Below are 25995 nucleotides of genomic sequence, written 5' to 3' on the forward strand. Positions count from 1 at the left end.
TCGCGCACCCCCCGGTGCGTTCGGCCGGACGGGCCCGGATGTAGCCGGTGTCTCATCCGGCCGGGATCGGGGACGCGGGCGGGGGTCGCGACAACCAGTAGCGTGACCGGAATCGTGGAACGGCTCGATCTCGCCGCGAAGGATCCCAAAGACGCCTTCTCGCGGCTCTTCGACGAGTACGCCCCTCCCCTGCGCGGGTACCTCCCTCCCCGCTGACCCCAAGCCGTGCTTACTGGCGCCCTGCCGGCCAACAGCGGCAGCCACTGGTCTGACAATGAGGGCCGATATGTCTGACATATCGTGCTAGCCTCGGCGGTATGGAGACCACCGCCGGGCTGCGGATCGCCGCCGAGATGCGGTCCCGCGTCGATGACGGACGGTGGCCCGCCGGCACCATCCTGCCCACCGAACTGGAGCTGGCCCGCGAGTTCGAGGTCAGCCGGCCTTCGGTGCGCGAAGCACTGAGCGCACTCCAGTTCGCCGGATACGTCGAGCCGCGACGACGTCGGGGCACCGTCGTGCTCGGTGGCTCGCCCGTCCCCGGCGCGGCCCGGCACGTCCGCGCCGCGCGGTCCTTCGAGGAGGTCGTGGACCTCCTGGAAGCCCGGCTGGTTCTCGAACCGGCCGTGCTGGCCCTCGCCGCCGCCGACCCGGACCCCGCCGCGCTCGACCAAGCCCACGAAGCCGTCGCGGGGATGGCCCTCGTCACCGGCGGCGACGCGATCCCGGCCGACACCGACCACCGGCTGCACGCCGCGATCGCCGGCGTCTGCCGGAACCCGGACCTGCGCGAGCAGGTCGGCACGCTGCTCGAACGGGCGTCCGGACCGGTCTGGCGCGAAACCCAGGCGAGCGCGTGGGCCGGCGACACACCACGCCGGTGGACCGACGACCACCGCGAGATCGTCGCCGCCCTCGCCCGCGGGGACGGCCCGGCCGCGGCCGCTGTCTCCCGACGGCACCTGCTGTCCGCTGTGGACAACGCCGCCGGCTGCCCCGGCCTGCCGCCTTCGCAGCTTCGGCGGCTGCACCGGCTTCGCGAGCACTTCGGCTCGTGTTAGCCGTCCTGCTGCTGGCGGTGCCGGTCGGCGTCTTCATCGGGACGATCGGCATCGGCGGCGTCCTCCTGCCGCCCGCGCTCACCTGGCTCGCCGGGCTCGACATCCACGCGGCGGCCGGCACCAGCAGCTGGGCCTTCCTGTTCACCGGCATCGTCGGCACCACCGCCTACGCGCGCCACCAGGCCATGCCGTGGCGCTTCGGCGGCTGGCTCACGCTCGGCGCGGCCCCGGCCGCGGCGGCCGGCGCGCTGGTGAACGGCGTCGTCCCGGCGACGGTCCTCTGGCTGTTCCTCGCCACCGTGACCGCCGGCTCCGGCGCCTTCAACCTCTGGGCGCGGCCTCGCGAAGCGCGCGAACTACCCGCGCCCGCCGCGGTCGCGGTCGGCGCGGCCGTCGGGTTCGGCTCGGCGCTGACCGGCACGGGCGGCCCGGTCCTGCTCGTCCCGGTGCTGCTGGCGCTCGGCGTGCCCGCGTTGACGACGATCGCGGCCGGGCAGCTGATCCAGCTCCCGCTGGTGGGGTTCGCGACGCTCGGCTACGCGGCGCAAGGCTCCGTCCACTTCGGACTCGGCAGCGTCCTGGGCGTGCTGGCCGGCGCCGGGACCCTGCTCGGCACGCGGCTGGCGCGAAAACTGCGTGGCCGCCACCTCCACCGCGTCGCCTCGGCGGCGCTGGTCGGCTTCGGCGCCTTCCTCTTCGTCCTCCCGTTCCTCCCGCGCTAGAAGGGAAAACCCATGGACCTGGCCACCCGGCTCGAGAGCTTCCCGCGCGAACACCTCGCCCTCACCCCCACCCCGCTCGACGTCCTGACGCGCCTGGGCCAGCGGCTCGGCCCCCGCGTCCTCCTCAAGCGCGACGACCTCACCGGGCTCGCGCTCGGCGGCGACAAGCCCCGCAAGCTCGAGTACGAGCTGGCGCGGGCCCGCCGAGCCGACGCGGACGTCGTCGTCACGTGCGGGTCGATGCAGAGCAACCACGCCCGCCTCACCACCGCGGCCGCACGCCGGCTCGGGATGGACTGCACGGTCGTGCTCAGCCGGGACGCCTACGACGAGTTCCAGGGCAACCTGCTCACCGTGCGGCTGCTCGGCGCCGACGTCCGGGTGGTCGACGTCGAGGACCACTGGGCCCTCGACGAGCACGTCCGCGCGGTGTGCGACGAACTGCGCGCGGCGGGACGCCGGCCGCACGCCGTGCCGATCAGCGGTACCACGCCGCACAGCTGCCTCGGCTACGTGCGCGCCGGGCTGGAGCTCGCCGCGCAGCTGCGGGAAACCGGCGACCGGCCGGACGCCGTCTACCTGCCGTTCGGCACCGGCGGGATCTTCACCGCCTTGACGCTCGCCCTGCGGGATCAGGGTTTCGGCTGCCCGATCATCGGCATCAGCGTCAACCAGGACCGCGCCGGCTGCCACGCCGAGTACCGCCACTGGTGGGCTGAGCTGACCACGCTGCTCGGGCTCGGCGGAGCGCCGCCGGAGGTCGAGCTCCACGACGAGTTCGTCGGGCGCGAGTACGGCGACCCGACCGAGGAGTGCCTCGACGCGATCCTGCTGCTGGCGCGCACCGAGGGCGTCCTGCTCGACCCCGTCTACAGCGGGAAGACCTTCGCCGGGTTCCTGTCCCACCACGCGGCCGGGCGCTGGACCGCCGGGCACCGGGTGGTGGTGCTGCACAGCGGCGGCGTGCCCGCGCTGTTCGCCTACCACGACGCGCTCGCCGGGCACCTGGCCCGGCGCGGCTGACCTCAGGCGGGAGCGAGCCGCACGCAGCAGAGCCCGGGCCGCGGGTCCAGGCAGGCACGCAGGCGACGGTCGCCCGCGCCGTCGAGCATGCCTTCGACCAACCCGAGGTTCATCTCGCACACCAGCCGCGTGTGCGTCCGGGCGAGCCGCTGGAACGGGCAGTTGCCGAGCAGCACCCCGTCGCCCTCGACGCGCGGCTCGAACCCGTGCTCCTCGAGCGTGGCGACGACGTCCGGGACACCGGCGGCCAGCTCGGCCCCGTGGTCGCGGGCGAGCCGCCCCAGGATTTCCCGTGCCGAGCCGCCGGTCTCGTCGGCCTCCTCGATCGCGGACGCGAGGAGCTCGCCGGCCAGCTCGTAGTGCCGCTCGGGGACCGAGACGCTCACCTGCCGGTCCGACCGGCGGTAGAGCTTGGCCGGGCGGCCCGCGCCCGGCCCGGTGCGGCCGCTGCGGCGCTCGTACTCGGCCACCAGGAGCCGCTCCTCCACCAGACGGTCGAGGTGGAACGCGACGGTCGCCCGGGGCACGGCGAGGGCCGAGGCGACGTCGTCGCGGCTGACCGGATCCGGGCGCCGGACGACGTATTCGTACAGCCGCCGGCGCGTCGGCTCGTCGAGCGCCGCGACCGCGGCCAGCGCGCCGGCCTGGGACTTGTGCATCCGAGCACTCTAAAACACACAACCGTTGACGAAAACCCCGGCGGGCTTCTAACGTCGGCTCGTCTTGGTTTTAGAAGGAGGCCTCCGTGACCGTCGATCCCGTCCGCGAACCAGTGCCGCTGCGGCACCTGGGTGTCGTCCACGACCGCGACACGATGGACCTGCACGCGGCGGAACGCGCGGTCGCCGACCTGCTGCGGGCGCTGGGGAAGGACCCGTCGTCGGAGCACCTGGGCGACACGCCGCGCCGGGTGGCCAACGCCTACGCGGAGATGCTTCGGCCGCGCGACTTCCGGCTGACGACGTTCCCGAACGACGAGGGCTACGACGAGCTCGTGCTGGCTAAAAGCATCCCAGTGCAGTCCCTGTGCGAGCACCACTTGCTGCCCTTCCGCGGCGTCGCGCACGTGGGCTACCTGCCCGGCGAGCGGATCCTGGGCCTGTCGAAGCTCGCCCGCGTCGTCGAGATGTTCGCGCGGGACCTGCAGGTGCAGGAACGGCTGACCAAGCAGGTCGCGGACTGGCTGCAGGAGCACCTGGCACCGAAGGGCGTCGGCGTCGTGATCGAAGCCGAGCACCTGTGCATGTCACTGCGCGGGGTACGGGCGATCGGCGCGCTCACCGTGACGTCGTCGCTGCACGGGCTGCTGCGGGAGGAACCCAAGACGCGGCAGGAGTTCTTCGCGCTGACCGGGGTGAGCGCGTGATGGACAGCTACGTCATCGTCGGCGCCGGGCTGACCGGCGCGAAGGCCGCGGAAACGCTGCGGGCGGAAGGGTTCGCCGGGCGCGTCGTCATCGTCGGCGCGGAGCCGGACCTGCCCTACGAGCGGCCGCCGCTGTCGAAGGGCTACCTGCTCGGCCAGGACGACCGCGCGTCGGTCTTCGTCCACGACGAGAAGTGGTACGCCGACCAGGACATCGAGGTGCTGACCGGCCGGCGCGTCACGGCGCTGGACCGGGCGGCCCACGAGGTCGAACTGGCGGGTGGCGAACGCCTCGGCTACACGAAGCTGCTGCTGGCGACCGGGGCGTCGCCGCGGCGGCTGCGGGTGCCCGGCAACGACCTGAAGGGCGTCCACTACCTGCGCCGGCTCGCGCACGCGGACCGGCTGCGCGACGCGCTGGCCGCGGGCGGGCGGGTCGTCGTGGCCGGCGCGGGCTGGATCGGCCTGGAAACCGCGGCCGCGGCGCGGACCTACGGCTGCGAGGTGACGATCGTCGAGCCCGGCCCGTCGCCGCTGCACGCGACGCTCGGGCCGGAGCTGGGCGAGTACTTCGCGAACCTGCACCGCCGCCACGGCGTCGACCTGCGGCTCGGCACCGGCGTGAAGGGTTTCGCCGGCGATGGCGCGGTCGGTGCGGTGTGGACGGACGCGGGCGACATCCCGGCCGACGTGGTGATCGTCGGGATCGGCGCGCGGCCGGAGACGCAGCTGGCCTCCGACGCGGGTCTGGCCGTCGACGACGGCGTCAGCGTGGACGCGTCCCTGCGCACCGAGGACCCGGACGTCTTCGCGGCGGGCGACGTCGCGAGCGCGTGGCACCCGGGCTACGACCGCCGCATCCGGGTCGAGCACTGGGCGGCGGCGACCAACGGCGGCCCGGCGGCGGCGCGCTCGATGCTCGGCCACGAGGTCGTGCACGACGACCTGCCGTACTTCTTCTCGGACCAGTACGACGTGGGCATGGAGTTCACGGGCTGGTTCCCGCCCGGCGGGTACGACCGCGTGGTGCGGCGCGGGAGCGACGAGGCGTTCCACGCGTTCTGGCTGGCGGGCGGCCGGGTGGTCGCCGGACTGCACGTCAACCGGTGGGACGACGGCCTCGACGCGGTCCGCGAGCTGATCCGCAGTGGACGGACGGTGGACCCGGACGCGCTGGCGGATCCCGCGCGTCCCCTCACGAGCTAGCCGCGCCGGCTACCGGGCCGTGGGCGGGGAACGCACTGTTCCCCGCCCACGGCTGTTCCGGCTCATGTGACGTCGGCGCGCGGCCGTCCGATCCGGACGGACCGTCAGTTGTCCCGCCGGTGCCGGCCACCGCGCGACCCGGCGATCGCGCGCACCCGCAGCTCCAGATCATCCCGGCGGGCGCGGCGCGCGTACTCCAGCAACGCCTCCACCTGCTCCTGCGGCAACCAGCCTTGATCCGCCCCGGCCTCCAGCCGCAGCAGGTGCGTCACCAGCTCGCGCGAATCCTCGTCGTGCTCGCCGGCCAGCTCCGCGAACCGGCAGGCCGCGTCGGCCTCGCCGTCGCACCACGCCGTCATCGCCAGGAGCGTCGCCGTCGCCGTCAGGATGTCGCCGCGGTGGACGCCTCCCTCCGCCGCCAAGTGCTCCGCCAGCTGGAAGCTGCGCGTGCCGACGCCACCGGCGCCTTCCCGGCGCACGGCTCTGGCCAGCGCCTTGATCTGCTGCGTGACATAGTCCCCGCTCGACAACCCCGACATGCCGTCCCCTCCGCCGCGCACGACAATTCGTGCGTCACCCGTCAGGTGTATCGCATCGGTGACCAGATACGTCGGATGCCCCACCGGTTTGCGCCGAGTGGGCGCGTGATCAGCTCGAACGGCCGCCGTCGGCGCGTCGCTGCGACACGTACACCGCGGCCGAGGTCCGCCGCTCGACCCCGAGCTTGTGCAGCACCGACGACACGTAGTTCTTCACCGTCTTCTCGGCCAGGAACAGCCGCTCGGCGATCTGCCGGTTGGTCAGGCCTTCGGCGACCAGGTCCAGCACCCGCCGCTCCTGCGGGCTGAGCTGCTCGTACCGCGGGTCCGGCGCCGAGGAGGCGGTCTCGCCGCGCAGCTTGTTCATCACCGACGCGGTCAGCGTGGCGTCCAGCAAGGAGCCGCCGACGGCGACCGTGCGGACGGCCTCGACCAGCGACCGCCCGGAGACCTGCTTGAGCATGTACCCGGCCGCGCCCGCCATGATGGCGCCGAACAGCGCGTCGTCGTCCGAATAGGACGTCAGCATCAGGCAGGCCGGCGCCGGCTCGACCGTCGAGCGGATCTCGCGGCACACCTCCACGCCCTGGCCGTCGGGCAGCCGGACGTCGAGGATCGCCACGTCCGGGCGCGCCTGCGGGATCCGGACCAGCGCCTCGGCCGCGGTCCCCGCCTCCCCGACCACCTCGATGTCCTCTTCGGACTCGAAGACGGTCTTCAGGCCGGTGCGGACCAGCTCGTGGTCGTCCAGCAGGAACACCGAGATCGTCATCGCCCACTCCCCTGCTCGCCGGTCCGAGCCGGCAGCTCGGCGGTCCATTCCAACCGGGAGCCGCCACCTTCGGCGGCCACCAGCGCGCAGTCGCCGCCCCACCGCACCGCACGGGCGGCCAGGTTGGCGAGCCCGCTGACGCGGCCGGGTCCTTCGGGCGGCGGCCCGGTCCCGTCGTCGCGCACCACCATGCGCAGCCGCCGGCCGGCGCCGTCCACGGTGACCTCGACCGAAGACGACGTCGCTCCGGCGTGGCGCGACACGTTCGTCAGCGCCTCGCGCAGCGATGCGATCAGGTCGGACCGGACGGCGTCCGGCACCGCGGCGTCGAGCGGCCCGTCGAAGCCGACGCGCGGCTCGAAGCCCAGCGTGTCCCGCGCGTCGACGGCGACCCGCAGCAGCTCGGCACGCAGGCTCCCCTGCGCCTGCGCGGGCGCCTGCAGCGAGAAGATGCTGTTGCGGATCTCGCGGATCGTGCCGTCGAGGTCCTGGGCGAAGCCGGCGACGCGCGCACCGACGGCCGGGTCGGCGATCAGCCGGCTGACGCCCTCGAGCCCGAGCCCGGTCGCGAACAGCCGCTGGATGACCAGGTCGTGCAGGTCGCGGGCGATCCGGTCGCGGTCCTCGAACACCGCCAGCTGCTGGCGCACCTCCTGCGCCCGGGAGAACTCGACGGCGAGCGCGGCGTGCCCGGCGAAGGTCTCGGCCAGCTGGACCTCGGCCTCGGTGAATGGCGTCTTGTCCCGGAACTTCGCGACGACCAGCACGCCCAGCGTCTCGTCGCCGACCAGCAGCGGCACCGAGATCGCCGAGTCCAGGTCCTTGATCATCGCCGGCATCGGCCCGGCGCGGTCGCGCTGCTCCTCCTGCACGCGGTCGCCGTAGTCGCGCACGACGACCGGGCGGCGCGTGGTGAACGCGACCCCGGTGGCCGTGCCTTCGGTCGGCACGGTCAGCCCGATGAGCCGGTCGGCGTCCTCCCCCGGCGGCTCGACGACGTCGAACACCAGCCGCCCCGGCCCGTCGGGCCGCGCGATCGCCCCGGCGGTACCGCCGGCGACCACGCGCGCGCGTTCGGCGACGAGCCGGAGGGTGGCCCGCAGGTCCTGCGCGGCGAGCAGGGCGCGCGTGACGTCGTAGGACGCTTCGAGCCAGCGTTCGCGGCGGCGCATCTGGTCGACGAGCTGGGCCTTGTCGACGGCCATCGCGGTCGCGGCGACGAGCGCGCCCAGCACCTCCCGCTCGCGGCGGCCGAACTGGCGGCCGGCGGCGGGTTCGATCTCGAACCGGCCGAGCGTCTTCGGCCCGGCCCGCACGGGCAGCTCCACCACCCCGTTGCCGCCGGCCCGGCCGTACTCGGCGACACCGCCTTCGGGACCGGTCACCTCGACGCGGCCGTGCCGGGCGCCGACGAGGTCGCACACGGTCGTCACCGCGGTGCCCAGCACCGCCGGCACCTCCAGCTCGCGCGCGATCCCGGCCACCGCGGCCAGGATCGCCGGCATGCCGATTTCGTCCGCCACTTCCCGCCGACCCCACATGAGCCCGATCCCGGGGGTGTCCCCGGGCCGTCAAGGGTCCCACAGGCGACTGCCCGTGTCGGCCCAAGCCGGTGCGTCCATCCGGTGGGTCGATCGCCGGAGCGGCTCTGTTACGGATAGTGCGGAGTTACTCGGCGTGACAGGCGATGCGGTGACCGGTGATGGCCTCCACCGGGATCCGCAGGAACCGGCGGCCGGCGAGGGTGGGACACGGGCACAGGCAGGCGACGCCGGCGTCGCCGCCCGGGGATTCGGTGGCGCGCCCCAGGAGGCTGACGTACCAGCCGGCGCCGAAGTCCTCGGCGAAGTCGTCGGCTTCGAACGCCACGACGGCGTCGCGCGCGCCCGCGTAGAGGAGACTGCTGGTGGGGGCGGCGAACACGACGGCCTCGTCGACGACGGTGAAGCGCACCGGCCGGACGGCCGGCATCGCCCGGTGGGTGAAGATCACCCGGCCGAGACTCGCCGTCCGGAGCAAGGCGAGGCACTGCTGCCGATCGAGCAACAGCCCGAAGCCCACGTCGTCCACCATCGCGCCCCTGTGTTCCTTTCTGTGAAAAATCCGGTCTTCAGCGTGATCGGTACGCCGAGGCGGCCGGTAGGGCCGTTCGGCCCGGCCGCGCCGCGCCGGTGCGGCGGGCACACGGAGGGGTCCCGCGCCAGGGCCGGAAGACCCGGGCCGCGGCGGCCGCCCGGCCGGTGCGGCGGCCACACGGCGTGACCTAGCGTCGTGACCGTCAGTTGCCGAGGAGAGGTGAGAACTCGATGCCGCCGCAGTCCGCCGCGGGCGAACCCGCACCCACGGCGACGTTCACCCTCGATCCGGAGCTGGTCCGGTCCGCGATGACCGGCCACCGCTCCGCGATCGCGGGCGTGCTGCGCGCGCTGCGGCCGATGGTGTTCCGCTACTGCCTCGGCCGGCTCGGCTCGTGGCAGGACGGGTCGTCGGACGCCGAGGACTGCGCGCAGGACGTGCTCCTGGCGGTCGTCGGCGCGCTGCCGGGGTACCGCCACGAGGCCGAGAGCTTCCTGGCGTTCGTGTTCGGCATCGCGGCGCACAAGGTGGCGGACTTCCAACGCCGGCGGGCGCGCGACCGCACGAGCCCGGTGGCCGAGCCCCCGGCCGAGCGCTGGACGGGCGGCGACCCGACGGGCGAAGAGGTGGAGCGCGCCGCGGGCCTGGACTGGTCGGCGGATCTGCTCGACACGCTGCCGCCCCGGCAGCGGGAGATCTTGGTGCTGCGCATCATCTTGGGCCTTTCGGCCGAGGAGACGGCATCGGCGGTGGGGTTGAGCAGCGCGGGAGCGGTCCGGGTCGCCCAGCACCGAGCGCTGACGACACTGCGGCGCGGGTTGCTGGCCCAGAAGCGGGCGGCTTCCTGAGGGCCGCGGCGCGGAACGCCGTATCGAGGGACTTGCCCTCCTCCGATGCGGCGTCCCCGGCCGCCTGAGCGCCGTGGGATCATGCGGATGTGCCTCCGCTGCTGATCGTCGTCGGTGGGCTGCCGGCCTCCGGGAAGACCACCGTCGCCGCGGAACTGGCCCGGCGCACCGGTTTCTCGTTCCTGCGGGTCGACACCGTCGAACAGGCCATCGTCCGCACCACTCCGCTGGCGCAGCCGCTCGGGCCGGTCGGGTACGTCGTCGCTCGGGAGGTCGCCGCCGATCTGCTGCGGACCGGGGTCAGCGTGATCGCCGAGTGCGTCAACCCCCTCGCCGTCACCCGCGACGCCTGGCGGGCCACCGGCCTCGGCCTGGGCGCGCGCGTGCTCGAAGCCGAGATCGTCTGTTCCGACCCCGCCGAACACCGGCGCCGCGCGGAAACCCGCGACACCGGCATTCCCGGACACGTCCCGCCCACCTGGGCGGAGATCGTCGGCCGCGAGTACGAACCGTGGACCCGCGACCGCCTCGTCGTCGACACCGCCCGGCTGCCGGTCGACGAGGCGGTGGCGGTCATCGAAGCTGCGGCGCGACCTCGTCGTTGAGGTTCTCCAGCCGGCGGCCGGTCGTGCGCGGGCCGAGCACCGCGATGTCCACCGCGACCACCACCAGCGCGCCGGCCACGACCAGGAACAGCGTCGTCGGGCCGTGCGAGTTCAGCAACGGCACCAGCACGAACGGCATCGCGCCGCTCGCCAGCCGCGAAAGCGAGTACGTGCCGCTCGACGCCGTCGAGCGCAGCGCCGTCGGGAAGATTTCGGCCTGGTAGATGTGGTAGGCGTTCGAGAACACGTTGCTGGTCGCGGTGTAGAGGAAGCCGAACACGAGGATCAGCCCCATCGAGCCCGCGTAGCCGAACGCGATGCCGAACACCGCCATCGCCAGCACCGAGCCGACCACGAGGTACTTCCGCTCGACGCGTTCGACGAGCGGCAGCGACAGCGCCGAGCCGACCGGGTAGCCGATGTAGGTCAGCGCGGCGAACAGCAGCGACTGCGAGAGGGCGTACCCCTTGGCCGCCAGCACCAGCGGCACGAGCGTGCCGAAGCCGTAGTAGCCGAGCGTCTGCAGGATGTGGAAGACGACCATCATCCAGGTCCGGCGGCGCAGCGCGGAGCCGAACAGCTCGCGCACCGGCGCGGCGGCGCGCTTGCGGGTGGTGCCGCGCGACGGAGCCGGGTTTTCGTTGACAGCGCCGCGCGCCTCGGCCTCGAGCCCGGCCACGAGGTGCTCGGCCTCCTCGGTGCGGCCGACCGACTCCAGCCACCGCGGCGACTCGGGCAGGCCGCGCCGCAGCAGGAACACCGCGCCCGCGCCGAGCGCGCCGATCACGAACAGCCAGCGCCAGCCGGGGACGCCGAGGATCTCGTGGTCGGTCAGGCCGCGGGCGAGGAAGCCGACGACCGGGAAGCCGCAGAAGGCGAGCGTGTACGCCCACGCGATGAACCGGCCGCGCTTGCGGGCGGGGAGCAGGTCGGTGAGGTAGGTGTCGGCCAGCGGCGGCTCCGCACCCAGCCCGATGCCGGCGAAGAACCGGGTGACCAGCAGCATCAGCGCGCTGCCGCTGAACGCGCCGAGCAGCGAGAAGACCGAGTAGAGCCCGAGGTTCAGCAGGAACGCCCCGCGACGGCCGAACCGGTCGGCGAGCCGGCCGAGCAGCAGGGCGCCGAAGAACATGCCGACGAACGTCGACGCCAGCAGCGGCGGCAGCTCCGCCTTCGTGAGGGAGAACTCCTCGACGAGCACCGAGCTGAGCACGCCGGTCAGGAACACCTCGTAGAAGTCGAAGAACAGGCCGAGCCCGACGGCGACGGTGGCCCGGCGGTGCGTGCGGGTGATGGGCAGCCGGTCGAGCCGGCCCGCGATCGTGCCGGTGTCCGGCGCGGCGGCGTCGGGGATGTTCGCCATCCGTCGTCTCCTTTGACTTCTCCACTATGTGGTTGGCCGACCCATAATGTGACGACAGCCGCGCGGAGTCAAGGACTCACGGGTCACAGACAGGATGAGCCAGGCCACGACAACTCGCCTCCCAGCGCGAACCGCAGGAGACAGGGCAGGACGGCGGCGCGATACGGACCTGGTCGCCCGCCCACCACCCGGCCAAACGTCGCGAATGACTCATTCGGGACCTCCGGCGCCCCCAATGACTCATTCGCGACACCCGACTCCGCCCGCGGCCGCGACTTTGCCGGGAGCCCAGACCTCCGACGACCCTGATGACTCATTCAAGACCACCGCGCGACCGCCGGCCGCGAGGTCCGGGAGGGGTCAGAGCGCGGCGACCCGCTCCACGCCCGGCCGGTACCCGAGCCGCTCCGACGCACGCCGGCCCGCCTCCACCACGATCGGCGCCAGCCGCGGCACGTCGGCCGCGGTCATGCGCTGGGTCGGCGCCCCGATCCCGATCGCCGCGCTGACCTCACCGTTCAGCCCGAACACCGGGGCGCTGAGCGACGCCGCGCCGAGGTCGCGTTCCTCGAAACTGACCGCGTACCCCGCGTCGCGGATCTGTCCGAGCTGCTCCGACAGCAGATCGATGTCGACCACCGTGCGCGGCGTGAACCGCGCCAGGCCGTGCCCGATCGCGTCCTTGACCGCCAGCTTGTCCCAGGCCAGGAACACCTTCCCGGCCGAACCGGCGTGCAGCGGCATCACCATGCCGACCACGAACAGCCGCACCACCGGATGCCGGGACTCGGCCAGCGAAATCACCGTGCGGTAAGCGCCGTCGCGGACGTACAGGCAAGCCGTCTCGCCCGTTTCGTCGCGCAGCTGCTGCAGCACCGGCCGGGTCAGCCGGACCAGGTCGAGGCCGAACGTGCCCGGCGCCGCCCAGCGGACCAGGCCGAGCCCGACGCGGTAGGTGTCGTCGTAGCGGTCGAGGAAACCCTCGCGCACCAGGTTGTGCACCAGCCGCTGGCACGTGCTCGCGGGCAACCCGGTCGAGCGGGTGATCTGCTGGAGCGTCAGCTCGGGGTCGTCGATGGTGAACGACTCGAGGATCTGCTTGAACTTGCGCAGCACCAGCACCGGCGTCGTGCCGCTGCGTTCTTCCTCTGCCATCGCCCCGCCCCGTGCCCGTGGTGTGCCGCACAGTCTATCCACGCTCCGCACTGTTGACTCCTCGACACTCGCCCGTATTCTGGGTTTACAACTCACATCGTGGTTTGGAGTCGGGCATGAGTCAGCAAACCGGACCCCTGGCGGGCATCCGGGTGGTCGAACTGGGGAACTTCATCGCCGCGCCGACCGCCGGCCGGCTCCTGGCCGACTTCGGCGCCGACGTCATCAAGGTCGAACGCCCCGGCACCGGGGACGAGCTGCGGCGCTGGCGGCTGCACGCCGGCGACACGTCGCTGCTGTTTCGCACCCTCGGCCGCAACAAGCGCTCGATGACCGTCGACCTGCGCCGCCCCGAAGGCCAGGAGCTCGTCCGCGCGCTCGCCGCCCGCAGCGACGTCCTCCTGGAGAACTTCCGCCCCGGCACCCTCGAACGCTGGGGCCTCGGCCCCGACGAGCTCCGCGCGCTCAACCCACGGCTGGTCGTCGTCCGCGTCTCGGGCTACGGCCAAACCGGCCCCTACCGCGACCGCCCCGGCTTCGGCGGCGTCGCCGAGGCGATCGGCGGCCTGCGCGCGCTCACCGGCTACCCCGACCGGCCGCCCACGCGCGTCGGCATCAGCCTCGCCGACTCCGTCGCCGGGCTCTACGCGGTGATCGGCGCGCTGATGGGCCTGCTCCGGCGTGATCGCGAGCCGGGCGCCACCCCGGGTGAAGTGGTCGACGTCGCGCTGTACGAAGCCGTCTATTCGCTGATGGAGTCGCTGCTCCCGGACTTCGAGGCGTTCGGCGTCGTGCGCGGCCCGGCCGGCTCCGCGCTGCCCGGGGTGGCGCCCTCCAACACCTACCGCTGCGCCGACGGCAAGTACATCGTGGTCAGCGGCAACGGCGACGCGATCTTCCGACGGCTCATGCACGCCATCGGCCGCGGCGACCTCGCCGCCAACCCGCGGTTCGCGGACAACGCCGGCCGGGTCGAGCACGCGGAGCTGCTCGACGACGCGATCGGCGCGTGGACGGCGACCCTGCCCCAGGAAGCCGCCGAAGCGGCGCTGCGGACCGCGTCCGTCCCGTGTGGACCGATCCTGACCGCCGCCGACATCGCCAAGGACCCGCACTTCGAAGCGCGCGGCATGCACGAGCGGCACCGGGTGCGCGGCCACGACACCGAAGTCACCTTCCCCGGCATCGTGCCGACGCTGACCGAGCGGCCCGGCCGCACCCGCGCCCTCGGGCCGGAGCTGGGCGAACACACCGAGGCCGTGCTCGCCGAGCTCGGCATCACCGGCGAGGCGGTCGCCCGCCTGCGTGAGAACGGAGTGATCTGACCATGACCGAAGTCCTCCTCACCGAGGTCGTGCTGCGCGACGGCCTGCAGGACGAAGCCGTCACCGTGCCGACGCACGAGAAGGTCCGGCTCGCCCGCGGCCTCATCGACGCGGGCGTGCGGTCCCTCGAAGTCGGGTCGTTCGTCTCCGCGCGCCGGGTACCGCAGATGGCCGACACCGGCGACGTGCTCCGGACGCTGCTGCCGGACGTCCCGGCCGCCCTGCACACGCTGGTGTTCACCGAACGCGGGGCGCGGCAGGCGATCGACGCCGGTGCGAAGTCGGTGCGGCTGGTGGTGTCGGCCAGCGACGGGCACAGTGTCGCCAACGCGGGCGTGCCGACCGCCGCGGCGCTCGACCGGCTGGCCGGGTGCGCTTCGCTGCTCACGGCGGCGGGCGTGGCCATCGAAGCTTCGGTGGCGACGGCGTTCGTGTGCCCGTTCGACGGCGACACGGACCCGGACCGCACCGCCGACGTGGCCGCGCGGCTGGGCCGGCTCGGCGCGCGGGTCGTCCACCTCGCCGACACGATCGGCGCCGCACGGCCGAGCCAGCTGCGCACGGTCGTGTCGGCCGTCCGCGACGAGCTGCCGGACGTCCCGCTCGGCCTGCACCTGCACAACACCTACGGGCTGGCGGCGGCGAACGCGTGGGAGGGCCTCGGCCTGGGGATTCGCCGGTTCGACGCGGCCCTCGGCGGCCTCGGCGGCTGCCCGTTCGCGCCGGGGGCGTCGGGCAACGTCGCGACGGACGACCTGGTCGACTTCTTCCACCGCGAAGGCATCGCGACGGGTCTCGACGTCACCAAGCTGGCCGAACTGCGCGACCAGGTCGGGCTCGCGGTCGGCCACCGGCTGGGCTCGGCCCTCTCCGCGATCCCCGCGGTCCCGGCCGCTCTCCGCTGACCCGACGTCATGAACGACTCGTTCCTCGCGTCGGACGACAGGAAAGAGTCGTTCATGGCGTTTCGGGGCGGCGGTCGGGACGCTCGGCCAGCAGCGGGAGCGTCGGGTCCCAGGTCGTGCCGTCCGCGGCGTCCCGGCGGCGGCGCGCGATGCCCGACAGTGCCTCCAGGACCACGCGGTTCGCCAGGAACGACGTGATCTCCGCCTGGTCGAACGGCGGCGACACCTCGACGACGTCGATCCCGACCACCGGCAGCTCGTACGCGATCCGCCGGACCGAATCCAGCAGCTGGCGGCCCGTCAGCCCACCCGGTTCCGGGGTGCCCGTGCCCGGCGCGTGGCCCGGGTCGCAGACGTCGATGTCCACCGACAGGAACACGCCGTCGCACTCGTCCAGCGCGATCGCGAACGCCTCGGTGAGGCATTCCTCCAGGCCGCGCGCGACGATTTCGGTCATCTCGTAGGACCGCATCCGCTGCTCCGCCATCCAATCCAGCGTCGCCGGTTCCGGCCAGTACCCGCGCAAGCCGATCTGCAGGAACCGGTCGCCGCGGACCGCGCCGGACTCGATCAGGCGGCGCATCGGCTGGCCGTGCCCGACCAGGGAGCCGAACGCGATGTCGCCGGTGTCGGCGTGCGCGTCGAAGTGGATCATCGACACGCGGCCCTGCCCCACGTGCTGGGCGACGCCGGCGGCGTCCGGCCAGGCGATCGTGTGGTCGCCGCCGAGGACCAGCGGGATCGCGCCGTTCGCGGTGACCGCGTGCACGGCCTCCTGCAGCGAACGCACCGAGCGCTCGGCGTCGCCCGAGTACATCTCGACGTCGCCGGCGTCGTAGACCGCGAGGTCCTTGAGCCCGTCGACGCGCATCGCGAGCGACGGGCGCGAGCCGTCGTGCGGGAGGTAGCAGCTCTGGCGGATGTACTGCGGGCCGAACCGGGTCCCCGAGCGGTGCGAGGTCCCGCCGTCGAACGGCGCGCCGAGAATGACGACGTCGGCGTCGCGATAAGTGGCGGTGTCCGCCCAATCGCACCGCTCGACGCCCAGGAATGTGATGTCCGGGCCGAACTGGGTTCCGTACCGTGCCATGGGCACGGATTCTGCCGCGCCGGCGGGTATTCGGCCAGTGGGCATTCGGCACGCCTCACTCAGGGATACGGATGCGGGTTCAAATCGGTTCAAAGTTTTTCGCCACACCCTCCGGAGCTGGACAACGCCCCGGTCAGCGGCCCAGGATGACCGCACACCGAGTACGCCGGAGAGGGACACGCGCGGCGATCCAGCGTGATCCAGCTGCGGGCCGTCGTGCCCGCGTTTTTCGCGTCCGCCATTCTTCGTCCGTTACCGACGCGTTTTCGTGACCACGCACGACTACGCAAACGGAACCCCGGGCTGACGGTTCGTAATTGCTTGAAATCCCTTCTTGCCCGGTGTCAAGCCCCGGTGTAGCTTCCATCACGGAACGATAACCAGCCGGTTGACGGCGCGGCCACGGGCAGGTGGCAGCGCACCCACCGATGTCGGGTCGGTGGCCGGCTTGGGAATCGTCCATCCCGCCGACGTAGTTCCTGGTGAGCACGAGCCTGGGCTCGTAACCGCCAGTGTCGCGCACTCCCGCCAGCCCGACACTCCGGAGGATCCACCCATGTCCCGCACCCAAGGGCGCCATCGCATTTCCCGCAGAACGAAGATCGCGACCGGCGGCATCGCCTTCGCGCTCGCGGTCGGCGGCATCGTCGTCGCGACGACCACCGGCAACACCGGTGAAGCGAGCGCCGACGAGGCCAACCCCGCGTTCTTCGTCGACATTCTCACGGTTCAGCCGAACCAGTTCGACCCGCGCCCGGTGTACGGCGCGTCGACCGGCACGTTCACCGTCGACTGCGGCCGTAACGAGAACGGGCACTTCAACCCCGACAACTTCATCGCGCAGCCCGGCGTCCGCAACGGCGCCCAGCACCTGCACGACTACGTCGGCAACCTTTCGACGAACGCCGACTCGAACAACAAGAGCCTCGCGAAGGCCGGCACCACCTGCCGGAACGGCGACAAGTCCGCCTACTTCTGGCCCGTCGTCCGCATCGACACCGGCGAAGAAGAAAAGAACGAGCCCGCGAAGGCGCCGGACGGCGACCGCGCGCAGGCCGACCAGGAGGCCAAGACCGTCCAGGTCGCGTGCCCGGACGTCGCCAGCAAGCTCGCCGACGTCCCCGACCAGGCCATGGCCGAGGTCGACGACAACCTCGACCAGCTCGACACGCAGACCGACGAGGCCAACCAGCGCGTCGCGCAGACGCAGGGCCAGGGCGGCGCGAACTTCGTGCAGAACGCGATCATGAACCCGCTCAAGGACCGGCGCGCCGCGATCCTCGAGCGGATCGCCACCATCATCGCCCGGTTCGCGCCGAAGCCGAAGGATCTCGGCGGGCTCGCGCCGTGCGCGCCGAAGCCGGGCAAGGACACCGGGACGCCCACCCCGCCGCCGAGCAGCACCGCGGGCGGCGCGCTGCCCGGGCAGGACGAGAACAACGAGCTGCCCGGCAACGACGGCAAGATCCTGCGCCCGCAGAAGGCGCAGATCACCTTCCGCGGCAGCCCGGTGGGCAAGGTCGTGGCGATGCCGAAGTTCCTGCGCGTGCTCTACGGCGACGCGAAGGTCTCGACCAACGGGCCGGCCAACGCCCGCGCGAGCTGGACGTGCTCCGGGTTCGAGAACCGCGTCACGGACAAGTACCCGATCTGCCCGCCGAACAGCAAGGTCAAGCGGATCCACACGTTCCCGAGCTGCTGGGACGGGAAGAACACCGACAGCGCCAACCACCGCACGCACATCGTGTTCCCGGACCAGTCCGGCCGGTGCGCCAAGGGGTTCAAGGCCGTTCCGCAGCTGCAGATCACGCTGACCTACGACATCCCGCACGACATCCAGGTCAAGAAGCAGTACAAAGTGGACGCTTTCCCGCAGGAGAAGCACAACCCGGGCTCCGACCACGACGACTTCGCGAACGTGATGTCGCAGCGGATCATGAACGGGCTGGTCAACTGCGTGAACCGCGGTAAGACCTGCCGGGCCTGACCCTCCCACGCCGAAAGCCGGCGGCGCGCCCGCGCCGCCGGCTTTTGCGGCAGGATGGACACATGGTCACCGGTGACGAGGTTCGCGCGTTCGCCCTGACGCTCCCCCGCGCCTATGAGGCGTACGTGCGTGACCGGGCCAAGTTCCGCGTCGGGCAGATCGTGTTCGCCGCGCTGTCGCGGGACGAGACCGAGCTGGGCTTCGGTTTTCCCCGCGACCAGCGGGAAGCACTGGTCGCGGGCGAACCGGAGAAGTTCCTGATGCCCGAGCCGGCCGATCTGCGGTACCAGTGGGTGCGCTGCCGCCTCGCGGTGATCGACGCGGACGAGATGCGTGAGCTCGTCCTGGACGCGTGGCGGATGTGCGTGCCGAAGAAGGTCTGGAACGCCTACGCGGAGACGCACCCGCTCTGATCGCGCTCGGCCGCGGCGAGCGCGTCTTCGGTGATGACGAGCAGGCCCGCGAGCACCGCGAAGGCCAGCACCGCCATGACCACGAACACCGTGTGCAGCCCGAAGGCCTGTGCGATCGCGCCGCCGGCGAGGGCCCCGAGGGACTTGGTCCCCCACGCGACGAGCCGGTAGCTGCTGTTCAGCCGGCCCAGCAGCCGGTCCGGCGTCAGCCGCTGGCGCAGGGACACCATGACGACGTTCGACACCATGACGCCCGCGCCGCCGAGGAAGAACCCCGCCCCGGCCGCGTACGGGTTCGCGGTCACCGCGAGCGTGCCGACCGAGAGCCCGCCGGTGAGCCAGGAGATCCAGAGCGCGCGGACGCGGCCGAGCCGGCGTTCCACCGCTTCGGCGAGCAGCGACCCGATCAGGCCCCCCGCGGCGCTCGTGGCCATCAGCAGGCCGAACGCCGGTGCGGACAGGCCCATCGCCGATCCGGGGCCCACCGCGTAGAGGACGAGGACGGCGAAGGTCGCGCCGGTGGCGAAGTTGAACGTGCCGACCATGGCCGAGAACGTCCGCAACACCTGGTGGCGCAGCAGGAAACGCAGGCCTTCGGCGATGTCCGCGCGCAAGGTCGTGGGCTTTTCGCGCGGGATCCGATACTCGCCGCGCACGAGCAGCAGGGCCGCGACGGCGACGGCCCACAACGCCACCGGCGTGACGAGCGCGGCGACGACCCCGGCCGCGGCCAGCACCCCGGCGAGCGGCGGGCCGGCGAACTCGTTGGCCGTCTGCTCGGCGGCGAACATCCGGCCGTTGGCGCGGGCCAGCTGTGCGCGTCCGACGACCTGCGGGACGATCGACTGCGCGGCGGTGTCGTAGATCGTCTCGGCGCACCCGACGCCCACGGCGGCGACGTACAGCGCCCAGATCGATCCCCCGCCGAACACGGTCAGCAGCGTGACGCCGGCGAGGAGGCCGCCGCGCACGAGGTTCGCGGTGAGCATCGCGCGGCGCCGGTCGAGGCGGTCGACCAGGGCGCCGGCGGGCAGCGCGAACAGCAGCCACGGAATGCTGAAGGCGAAGGCGAGTCCCGCGATGAGCGCCGGCTCGCGGGTGTAGCCGACCGCGACCAGCGGTAACGCGACCTTGAGGACGCCGTCGGCGAGGCTGGACAGACCGGCGGCGGACCACAGCCGCCAGAACACGGGGTTCATGGGTGGAGGATCGCACATCGATGGGCTTTTCTCCATCGATGTGACCGGATTCCATCGATGGACTACGCTCCGCTCATGACGGAACCCCGCCGCCGGCGCCCCGCCACGCCGGCGGAGGCCAAGGCCCTCGGCCACCCGCTGCGGCTGCGCATCATGCGGATGTGCCTGGTCGAGGAGCTGACGAACAAGCAGCTGGCCGACCGCCTCGACCGCGACCCCGGCACGGTCCTGCACCACGTGCGCCAACTGGTCTCGGCGGGCCTGCTGGAACCGGCCCCGGTCCGCACGGGGTCGAGCGGCGCGCTGGAGAAGCCGTACAAGTCGAACAACGAGACGTGGTGGCTGGACGGCCCGCTGGCCGACGCCGACGCCGAGACGCGGTTCGCGCCGATCGAGATCTTCCAGGAGGAGGTCCGGGCGGCGGGTCCGGAGTCGGTGGCGGTGCACGAGAAGTTCCTGCTGCACCTGTCCCCCGACGAGGTCGAGGAGCTGGACCGCCGGATCCTGGCGGTGCTGGACGAGTACGTGGCCACCGACCACGAACGGCTCGACCGCCCGGCGCTCGGCGGGATCTTCGTGCTGCACCACGTGAAGCGCGAGGTGCCGGACGAAAAGCCGTGAACGACTCATTCACGTCGTCCGGCGACGTTTGGCGGGGTTGGCGACGTCATGAACGACTCTTTCCTGTCGTCCAGCGTCATGAACGACCCTTTCATGACGCCCCGCCCGCCGGCGACAGCGATGAGTCATTCACGTCGTCCGTCCGGCCGGGCACGCGAGCGGCCCCGGCCCGGGGAGGTGGGCAGGGGCCGCTCGGGCGTACCGGTCCCGGCCGGGGATGGTGGCCGGGACCGCGTCAGGACGTCAGTGGTTCACCTTGAACCACGGCTGCGACCAGCCGAGGTAGGTCTGGCCCCACTTGCTCTTGATCTGCGCGATCGTCGTCTCGGTGTAGCTGCCGTAGCCGTTGATGTCGTTCGACAGGAACTTGCCGCCGCCGATGGAGATCATCGTGTGCCCGGCGCCGCTGCTCTTGAAGAAGGCGAGGCCGCCGGCCGGCACCTGGGTGTCGCCCGGGTGCTTGAACGAGGCCGGGATCTGGGTCCAGTGGATGTAGGCCGTCTCCGAGCCCGAGGCGGACCAGCCGTAGTTCTGCGCGTTGATCCGGTCGCACCAACCCTCGTAGGAGTCGATGTCGTTGGTGTGGACGCGGGTCTTGGCGTAGGCCACCGCCTGCGCGCAGGTCTTCGAGTCGCCGGTGCCCGCGGTGGTGCAGGTCAGGGTCGAGCCCGCGCAGTCCGGGGCCACGCGGCCGTCCGAGCCGGTGTAGACGTAGGCGTCGCTGATGTAGCCGTCGCCGACCTTGTCCCAGATGTCCGAGGTGCCGTACTTGCCGTCGACGGTCGATCCGTTGGTCTGGCAGGAGATGGTGACCGCGGTGCCGTCGGCGACCGTGCCGACCGGGCTCCCGCCGGTGCTCGGGGTGGCCCGCACGGTCAGTGCGATCCCCGAGTCGGTGTGCACCGTGCCCGTGGCCGCCAGGGCCGGGGTGGCGCCGGCGAGCACGATCGCCGCGGCGATGCCGACCACGCCGGCCGCCCGCTTCCCGATCCGAATTCTCATTTGTCCGTCCCTCCAGGATTCGTTGTGGGGACAGCATGGCGACCGCCGGTACAAGGCCCGTACAAAAGCGCGAACGCCTCCTGAAGATGCGGCAAAAAGGACGAAGCCCCGCCGGAAATCCCGGCGGGGCTTCATCAGAGAGCACTCAGGCCAGGTATTCGGCCGCCGCGCGCAGGCTGACGTAGGAGCCGCTGAACGTGTCGATCCGCGGGCCGGCGCCGTCGTCGGGACCCGGCACGCCGGTCTCCACCCGGATGAAGTCCACAGTGGACAGCGCGGCCAGCAGCGCGCGCACCCGCGGTTGCCGGTGCGCCTCCCGGGTCACCACGACGACGCTGCGGAACTCCCGGGCCGCTTCGAGGACCGCGTCGGCGTCGTCCGGTGTCGCGGTGAGCGTCCGCGTGCCCGGCACCAGCTCGGCCAGGTGCGCGCCGAGGCCCCACGGCATCGGGCCGGCCGCGATGGTCGGCTCGGTCTGGACGTCGACGACCAGCGGCGGACCGTCCAGCCGCACGTCTCCCCGGATCCGGAGCGCCTTGCGCGCCGCCTCCAGGCCGAGCCGCCGGTCGATCGGGCCGACCCGCGCCGGCGCCGGGTCGGTGCCCAGCGCCGCCGTCCGCGACGCCGCCTCCTCGAGCCGTTCCAGCGGCAGCTCCCCCGCGGCGACCGCGGCCACGATCGCCGCGACGCACGCGTCCAGGTGCTCGGCCTCGAACGCCGCGCCGCCGAGGCAGAGCGCGTCCGCGCCCGCGGCCAGGGCCCGCACGGCCGAGCGGCCGAGGCCGTCGTGCTTGCCGTACGCGCCGGACACCGCACCCATCTCGAGGGCGTCGGTGATCACCGCGCCGGTGAAGCCGAGCTCGCCGCGCAGGACGTCGGTGAGCGCCGTCCGGTTGAGCGTCGCGGGCTCCTCGCCCCAGGCCTGCACGACCAGGTGGCCCGACATCACCGAGCGCACCCCGGCCCGGATCGCCGCGGCGAACGGGACCAGCTCGATCTCCCGCAGCTCTTCGACGGTGCGCGGCAGCACCGGCAGGGCCACGTGCGAGTCCTCGGTCGCCGCGCCGTGGCCCGGGAAGTGCTTCGCGCACGCCGCGACGCCGTACTTCTGCAGGCCGGTCACGTAGGCCGCGACGTGCGGTGACGCCTTCGCCGGGTCGGACCCGAACGCCCGGACGCCGATGATCGGGTCTTCGGCCGCCAGGGTCAGGTCCGCGCACGGCGCCAGGTTGAGCGTGACGCCGCAGGCCGCGAGCCGTTCGCCGAGCGCGGCGGCGACCGCCGTGGTCAGCTCGGGGTCGCCGGCCGCGCCGAGCGCCAGCGGGCCCGGCACGAACGAGCCGGTGTTGACGTCGAGGCGGGTGACGTCGCCGCCCTCCTCGTCGATCCCGACCACCACGCCGTCCCGCTCGCCCCGCAGCTGCGCGGTGAGCGCGGCGACCTGCTCGTCGTCGACGACGTTGCGGCCGAACAGCACCACCCCGCCCAGGCCCTCGGCGATCCGGCGGCGCAGCCAGTCCGGCGCGGTGGTCCCGGCGAACCCGGGCAGGAGCACGGCTTCGGCGAGCTTCTCGGGAGAAGACAACAGCTACCCCTTCACGGCGCCGGCGGTCGCGCCGGACACCAGCTTGCGTTGCACGAGCAGGAAGAACACCAGGGCCGGGATCGCGTAGATGACCGACGCGGCCATGACGCCGCCCCAGTCGGTGGCGAACGCCGTGCGGAACGACGCCAGCCACACCGGCAGCGTCTCCTTCGGCTTGTCCTGGATGAACACCAGCGCGAACAGGTACTCGTTCCACGCCGTGATGAAGCTGAACACCGACGTCGTGACCAGCCCCGGGCCGAGCAGCGGCAGCGTGACCCGGCGGAACGCGCCGGTCTGGCTGCAGCCGTCGATCATCGCGGCCTCTTCCAGCTCGTACGGGATCCCGTTGACGAAGCCGTAGAGCATCCAGACCGTGAACGGCAGCGTGGTGGCGAAGTAGATCAGCAGCAGCGACGGCAGCGTGTTGAGCAGCCCGGCGTCCCGCATGAGCAGGAACAGCGGGATGAACAGCGCCGACACCGGCGCCAGCTGCGCGACCATGACCAGCACCAGGAAGCCCTTGCGGCCGGTGAAGCGCAGCCGCGACAGCGGGATCGCCGCCAGGGTCCCGGCGATCAGCGCGCACAGCACCGACCCGACCGTGACGATCAGGCTGTTGAGCAGGTAGGTCGGGAAGTTGTCCTTGCCGAGCGCCGTGCTGAAGTTGCCGAACGAGAACGACGTCGGGATCAGGTCGTACTTGGGCGAGAGGATCTCGCCGGGCGTGCGCAGCGACGTGACGAACATCCAGTACGTCGGGAAGACGATCGCCAGCGCCACGAGCACGCCGACCACCGAAAGCACGATCCGCTGCGAGAGCGATTTCTTCACGACAGATCACCTTCCCGGGTCCGGGTGAGCAGCTGGATGTACCGGCCGGTGATGAGCGCGAGCACGATCAGCATCAACGTCGCGATGGCGCCCGCCGCACCGAAGTGGTTGCCCGCGATGCCCTTGAGGTAGAGCACGACGGCCAGGGTGGTGCTCCCGCCGTCGGGGCCGCCTTCGCGGATCGCCCAGATCTGGGCGAACGCGTTGAAGTCCCACAGCACCGACAGGAACGTCACCATCGTGGTGATCGGCTTGATGGCGGGCCAGGTGACCGCGCGGAACGTCTGCCACGCGCTGGCGCCGTCGATGCCGGCGGCTTCGTACTGCTCGCGCGAGACGCCGATGATGCCCGCGTACAGCGAGAACGTCACGAACGGGACGGCCTGCCACACGATGAGCAGCCCGATCACGGCCAGTGTGCTGGGGCCGCTGGAGAACCACGAGAAGCCGATGAAGCCGTGGAAGCCCAGCCGGTCGAGGGTCTTGTTGAGGATGCCGTACTGCTCGTCGAAGATCCACTGGAACACCGTGGTCGTCGCGATCACCGGCGTGGCCCAGGCCAGCACCAGCGTCACCTGGACGATGATCCGCACGACCGGGCCGAGGTGGCGCATGAGCACCGCCAGCAGCAGGCCACCGAGGATGGTGGCGGCCACGATGGCGGCGGTGAAGACCAGGGTCCGGAAGGTGACCGTCCAGAACTCCGGGTCCGAGAGCGTGTTCGTGTAGTTGTCGAACCCGATCCAGACGGTCTTGCCGGAGACGAGCTGGCCGATGTCGAGCTTGCGGAAGCTGATCGCGAGCACCTGGACCAGCGGCCAGGCGAGCAAGACCAAGATGGCCGCGAGGGCGGGGAGGAGGAGCAGGTACGGGAGCACCCGGTCGCCGAACCGGCCCCGCCTGCGCCTCTTGACCCCCGGGTCGCGCGGCGATGCCGGCGGGGTCGCCCCCGCCGGCATCGTCACATTGGCGGTCGCTGTCATCCGCCGATGAGCTTGTTCAGCGCTGCGTTGGCGTCGGCGGTCGCCTGGTCGAGCGTCTTCTTGCCGGTCAGGTACGCGGTCAGCATGTCCTTGACCGGGTTCTGGCCGGACTCCACGTCACCCCACTGCGGGCTGGCCGGCACGGCCTTGCCGTTGGTGGAGGCCTTCGCCATCACGCTGCCCAGCGGGTCCTTGTCCAGGCCGGTGAGGTCGGTCGACGTGCCGGGCACGACGCCGGCGGCGGCGAGCTGGCCCTGGTACTTCGCGCTGGAGAGCAGCTTGATGTACTCCTTGGCGGCGGCCACGTTCTTGCTGTTGGCCGGGATCGCCAGGTTCGAGCCACCGAGGAACACCGGGGCGCTCTGGCCGGCGGTCTTGCTCGGGATCGCGAACGCGCCGGTCTTCTCGGTCAGGCTCGGGTCCGTCTTGGCCGCGGTCGGCAGCTCCCACGGAAGACCGATCATCATGGCGACCTTGCCGGCGCCGTAGACGGTCGCCTGCTGCGGCTTGGCCTCGTCCGCGTCCTTCGGCGCCTTGGTGCCGGAGGTGTCGACGAGCTTCTTGTAGAAGTCGAGGCCCGCCTTCGCGCCGGCGCTGTCGAGCGTCGCCTTGAATTTCTTGCCGTCGGCCTGGGCGATGTCCCCACCGTTGTCCCAGATGAACGACAGCAGCGCGTACCAGTTCTGGCCCGGCATGTACAAGGGCTGGAAGTCGGGGTCGGACCCGAACTTCGTCTTCAGCTTGGTGATCGCGTCGATCCACTCGTCGTTCGACGTCGGCGGCTTGGCGATGCCGGCCTGCTCGAACATGTCCTTGCGGTAGATGACCTCACGGTTGGCCGCGTAGAACGGGACGCCGTAGGTCTTGCCGTCGTAGGTGCCCGAGTCGGCGAGACCCTTCAGCCACTGCGCGCCGTTGAAGCTGTCCTTGTCCGCGGACAGGTCGGTCAGCACGCCTTCCTGCGAGGCGAAGGCCGCGGTCTGCGTGTTGCCGATTTCGATCACGTCGGGCGGGGTACCGCCGGCCAGCGCGGTGGTCAGCTTCTGCTGGATGCCGTCCCACTGCTGGATTTCGTACTTGACCTTGACGCCGGGGTGCGCGGCCTCGAATTCCTTGTTGAGCGCGTCGGTCAGGGTACTCGGCGCGGACCCGGTCATCAGCCAGACCGTGACGTCGCCGGTGATCTGCGCGGGAGCACCGCTCGACGAAGCGGCGGTGTCCGTGCCGCTGGAACCCGCGCAGCCCGCGGTTGCGAGGGTGAGTGCGGCGGCGCCCGCCGCCAGCTTGAGCCAGCGTTTCACTCGATGCCGTCCTTT

General features: G+C 72.1%; 26 protein-coding genes. 12 read left to right on the forward strand and 14 right to left on the reverse strand.

Annotated features, from left to right (window positions below; genetic code table 11):
- Positions 1 to 317 precede the first annotated feature (317 nt).
- The 3 genes from AB0N03_RS24400 to AB0N03_RS24410 are packed head-to-tail and all read left to right on the forward strand — an operon-like array spanning position 318 to position 2806.
- The gene (locus AB0N03_RS24400; protein WP_364375906.1) at positions 318 to 1061 is read left to right on the forward strand and encodes an FCD domain-containing protein; all 744 of its coding nucleotides are present in this window, start codon (positions 318 to 320) and stop codon (positions 1059 to 1061) included.
- The gene (locus AB0N03_RS24405; protein WP_364375909.1) at positions 1055 to 1783 is read left to right on the forward strand and encodes a sulfite exporter TauE/SafE family protein; all 729 of its coding nucleotides are present in this window, start codon (positions 1055 to 1057) and stop codon (positions 1781 to 1783) included. The genes AB0N03_RS24400 and AB0N03_RS24405 overlap by 7 nt, the downstream gene beginning before the upstream one ends.
- A gap of 12 nt (positions 1784 to 1795) precedes the next feature.
- A complete protein-coding gene (locus AB0N03_RS24410) occupies positions 1796 to 2806 on the forward strand; it encodes a D-cysteine desulfhydrase family protein (RefSeq protein WP_364375912.1) in 1011 nt (336 codons plus the stop codon).
- A gap of 2 nt (positions 2807 to 2808) precedes the next feature.
- Here the strand turns inward: AB0N03_RS24410 and AB0N03_RS24415 are convergent, their stop codons facing one another.
- Positions 2809 to 3465, reverse strand: coding sequence for a helix-turn-helix domain-containing protein (locus AB0N03_RS24415; protein WP_364375915.1), 657 nt, complete (start codon positions 3463 to 3465; stop codon positions 2809 to 2811).
- A gap of 86 nt (positions 3466 to 3551) precedes the next feature.
- On the opposite strand from AB0N03_RS24415, the gene folE reads away from it, so the two are divergent.
- Together folE and AB0N03_RS24425 are read left to right on the forward strand one after the other, a co-directional pair.
- Complete coding sequence (folE, locus tag AB0N03_RS24420; RefSeq protein WP_364375918.1) at positions 3552 to 4172, forward strand: GTP cyclohydrolase I FolE; 621 nt, start codon at positions 3552 to 3554, stop codon at positions 4170 to 4172.
- Entirely contained in the window at positions 4172 to 5377 is a 1206-nt protein-coding gene (locus AB0N03_RS24425; protein ID WP_364375921.1) for an FAD-dependent oxidoreductase, read from the forward strand. Before folE ends, AB0N03_RS24425 begins: the two co-directional genes overlap by 1 nt.
- A gap of 104 nt (positions 5378 to 5481) precedes the next feature.
- Here AB0N03_RS24425 and AB0N03_RS24430 read toward each other — a convergent pair whose 3' ends face one another.
- The 4 genes from AB0N03_RS24430 to AB0N03_RS24445 all read right to left on the reverse strand — a co-directional run bounded on the left by AB0N03_RS24430 (position 5482) and on the right by AB0N03_RS24445 (position 8761).
- The gene (locus AB0N03_RS24430) at positions 5482 to 5916 is read right to left on the reverse strand and encodes a hypothetical protein (RefSeq protein WP_364375924.1); all 435 of its coding nucleotides are present in this window, start codon (positions 5914 to 5916) and stop codon (positions 5482 to 5484) included.
- Between the two features lie 109 nt (positions 5917 to 6025).
- A complete protein-coding gene (locus tag AB0N03_RS24435) occupies positions 6026 to 6688 on the reverse strand; it encodes a response regulator transcription factor (protein ID WP_364375927.1) in 663 nt (220 codons plus the stop codon).
- Positions 6685 to 8193, reverse strand: a complete 1509-nt coding sequence (locus AB0N03_RS24440) for a GAF domain-containing protein (protein ID WP_364376286.1) — start codon at positions 8191 to 8193, stop codon at positions 6685 to 6687. Before AB0N03_RS24440 ends, AB0N03_RS24435 begins: the two co-directional genes overlap by 4 nt.
- Positions 8194 to 8356: 163 nt before the next feature.
- Entirely contained in the window at positions 8357 to 8761 is a 405-nt protein-coding gene (locus AB0N03_RS24445; RefSeq protein WP_364375930.1) for a pyridoxamine 5'-phosphate oxidase family protein, read from the reverse strand.
- Between the two features lie 233 nt (positions 8762 to 8994).
- Here AB0N03_RS24445 and AB0N03_RS24450 point away from each other — a divergent pair, with 233 nt between their 5' ends.
- On the forward strand, positions 8995 to 9612 hold the full coding sequence (locus AB0N03_RS24450; RefSeq protein WP_364375933.1) for a sigma-70 family RNA polymerase sigma factor: 618 nt from the start codon (positions 8995 to 8997) through the stop codon (positions 9610 to 9612).
- Between the two features lie 89 nt (positions 9613 to 9701).
- Complete coding sequence (locus AB0N03_RS24455; RefSeq protein WP_364375935.1) at positions 9702 to 10217, forward strand: AAA family ATPase; 516 nt, start codon at positions 9702 to 9704, stop codon at positions 10215 to 10217.
- Here the strand turns inward: AB0N03_RS24455 and AB0N03_RS24460 are convergent.
- Positions 10186 to 11580: an MFS transporter gene (locus AB0N03_RS24460; RefSeq protein ID WP_364375938.1), complete on the reverse strand. Its 1395-nt coding sequence runs from the start codon at positions 11578 to 11580 to the stop codon at positions 10186 to 10188. The genes AB0N03_RS24455 and AB0N03_RS24460 overlap by 32 nt on opposite strands.
- Before the next feature lie 360 nt (positions 11581 to 11940).
- Entirely contained in the window at positions 11941 to 12735 is a 795-nt protein-coding gene (locus AB0N03_RS24465; RefSeq protein WP_364375941.1) for an IclR family transcriptional regulator, read from the reverse strand.
- A 116-nt stretch (positions 12736 to 12851) separates the two neighbouring features.
- Here AB0N03_RS24465 and AB0N03_RS24470 point away from each other — a divergent pair, with 116 nt between their 5' ends.
- Positions 12852 to 14060, forward strand: coding sequence for a CaiB/BaiF CoA-transferase family protein (locus tag AB0N03_RS24470; RefSeq protein WP_364375944.1), 1209 nt, complete (start codon positions 12852 to 12854; stop codon positions 14058 to 14060).
- A 2-nt stretch (positions 14061 to 14062) separates the two neighbouring features.
- Positions 14063 to 14965 carry a hydroxymethylglutaryl-CoA lyase gene (locus AB0N03_RS24475; RefSeq protein ID WP_364375947.1) on the forward strand — a complete coding sequence of 301 codons (903 nt, stop codon included), beginning with the start codon at positions 14063 to 14065 and terminating at the stop codon, positions 14963 to 14965.
- A gap of 52 nt (positions 14966 to 15017) precedes the next feature.
- Here AB0N03_RS24475 and speB read toward each other — a convergent pair whose 3' ends face one another.
- Positions 15018 to 16055, reverse strand: coding sequence for an agmatinase (speB, locus tag AB0N03_RS24480; RefSeq protein ID WP_364375949.1), 1038 nt, complete (start codon positions 16053 to 16055; stop codon positions 15018 to 15020).
- Positions 16056 to 16611: 556 nt separating this feature from the next.
- On the opposite strand from speB, the gene AB0N03_RS24485 reads away from it, so the two are divergent.
- Positions 16612 to 18042 (forward strand): DUF1996 domain-containing protein, encoded by a 1431-nt coding sequence (locus AB0N03_RS24485; RefSeq protein WP_364375951.1) that lies wholly within the window; start codon positions 16612 to 16614, stop codon positions 18040 to 18042.
- A 62-nt stretch (positions 18043 to 18104) separates the two neighbouring features.
- On the forward strand, positions 18105 to 18455 hold the full coding sequence (locus AB0N03_RS24490) for an MmcQ/YjbR family DNA-binding protein (protein ID WP_364375954.1): 351 nt from the start codon (positions 18105 to 18107) through the stop codon (positions 18453 to 18455).
- On the opposite strand, the gene AB0N03_RS24495 is transcribed toward AB0N03_RS24490, so the two are convergent.
- A complete protein-coding gene (locus tag AB0N03_RS24495) occupies positions 18431 to 19654 on the reverse strand; it encodes an MFS transporter (RefSeq protein ID WP_364375957.1) in 1224 nt (407 codons plus the stop codon). The two genes, AB0N03_RS24490 and AB0N03_RS24495, sit on opposite strands and share 25 nt — an antisense overlap.
- Positions 19655 to 19729: 75 nt before the next feature.
- On the opposite strand from AB0N03_RS24495, the gene AB0N03_RS24500 reads away from it, so the two are divergent.
- Positions 19730 to 20275 carry a winged helix-turn-helix domain-containing protein gene (locus tag AB0N03_RS24500; RefSeq protein ID WP_364375960.1) on the forward strand — a complete coding sequence of 182 codons (546 nt, stop codon included), beginning with the start codon at positions 19730 to 19732 and terminating at the stop codon, positions 20273 to 20275.
- A gap of 243 nt (positions 20276 to 20518) precedes the next feature.
- Here AB0N03_RS24500 and AB0N03_RS24505 read toward each other — a convergent pair whose 3' ends face one another.
- From AB0N03_RS24505 to AB0N03_RS24525, 5 genes are all read right to left on the reverse strand, one after another.
- Positions 20519 to 21277, reverse strand: a complete 759-nt coding sequence (locus AB0N03_RS24505) for a hypothetical protein (protein ID WP_364375963.1) — start codon at positions 21275 to 21277, stop codon at positions 20519 to 20521.
- A 145-nt stretch (positions 21278 to 21422) separates the two neighbouring features.
- Entirely contained in the window at positions 21423 to 22862 is a 1440-nt protein-coding gene (locus AB0N03_RS24510) for a glycoside hydrolase family 3 N-terminal domain-containing protein (protein WP_364375966.1), read from the reverse strand.
- A 3-nt stretch (positions 22863 to 22865) separates the two neighbouring features.
- Positions 22866 to 23696 (reverse strand): carbohydrate ABC transporter permease, encoded by an 831-nt coding sequence (locus tag AB0N03_RS24515; protein ID WP_364375969.1) that lies wholly within the window; start codon positions 23694 to 23696, stop codon positions 22866 to 22868.
- A complete protein-coding gene (locus AB0N03_RS24520; protein ID WP_364375972.1) occupies positions 23693 to 24679 on the reverse strand; it encodes a sugar ABC transporter permease in 987 nt (328 codons plus the stop codon). Before AB0N03_RS24520 ends, AB0N03_RS24515 begins: the two co-directional genes overlap by 4 nt.
- A complete protein-coding gene (locus AB0N03_RS24525; protein ID WP_364375975.1) occupies positions 24676 to 25980 on the reverse strand; it encodes a sugar ABC transporter substrate-binding protein in 1305 nt (434 codons plus the stop codon). Before AB0N03_RS24525 ends, AB0N03_RS24520 begins: the two co-directional genes overlap by 4 nt.
- Between the last annotated feature and the right edge of the window lie 15 nt (positions 25981 to 25995).

The sequence above is a fragment of the Amycolatopsis sp. NPDC051061 genome, from assembly GCF_040682935.1.
In the GTDB taxonomy this organism is placed as follows: domain Bacteria; phylum Actinomycetota; class Actinomycetes; order Mycobacteriales; family Pseudonocardiaceae; genus Amycolatopsis.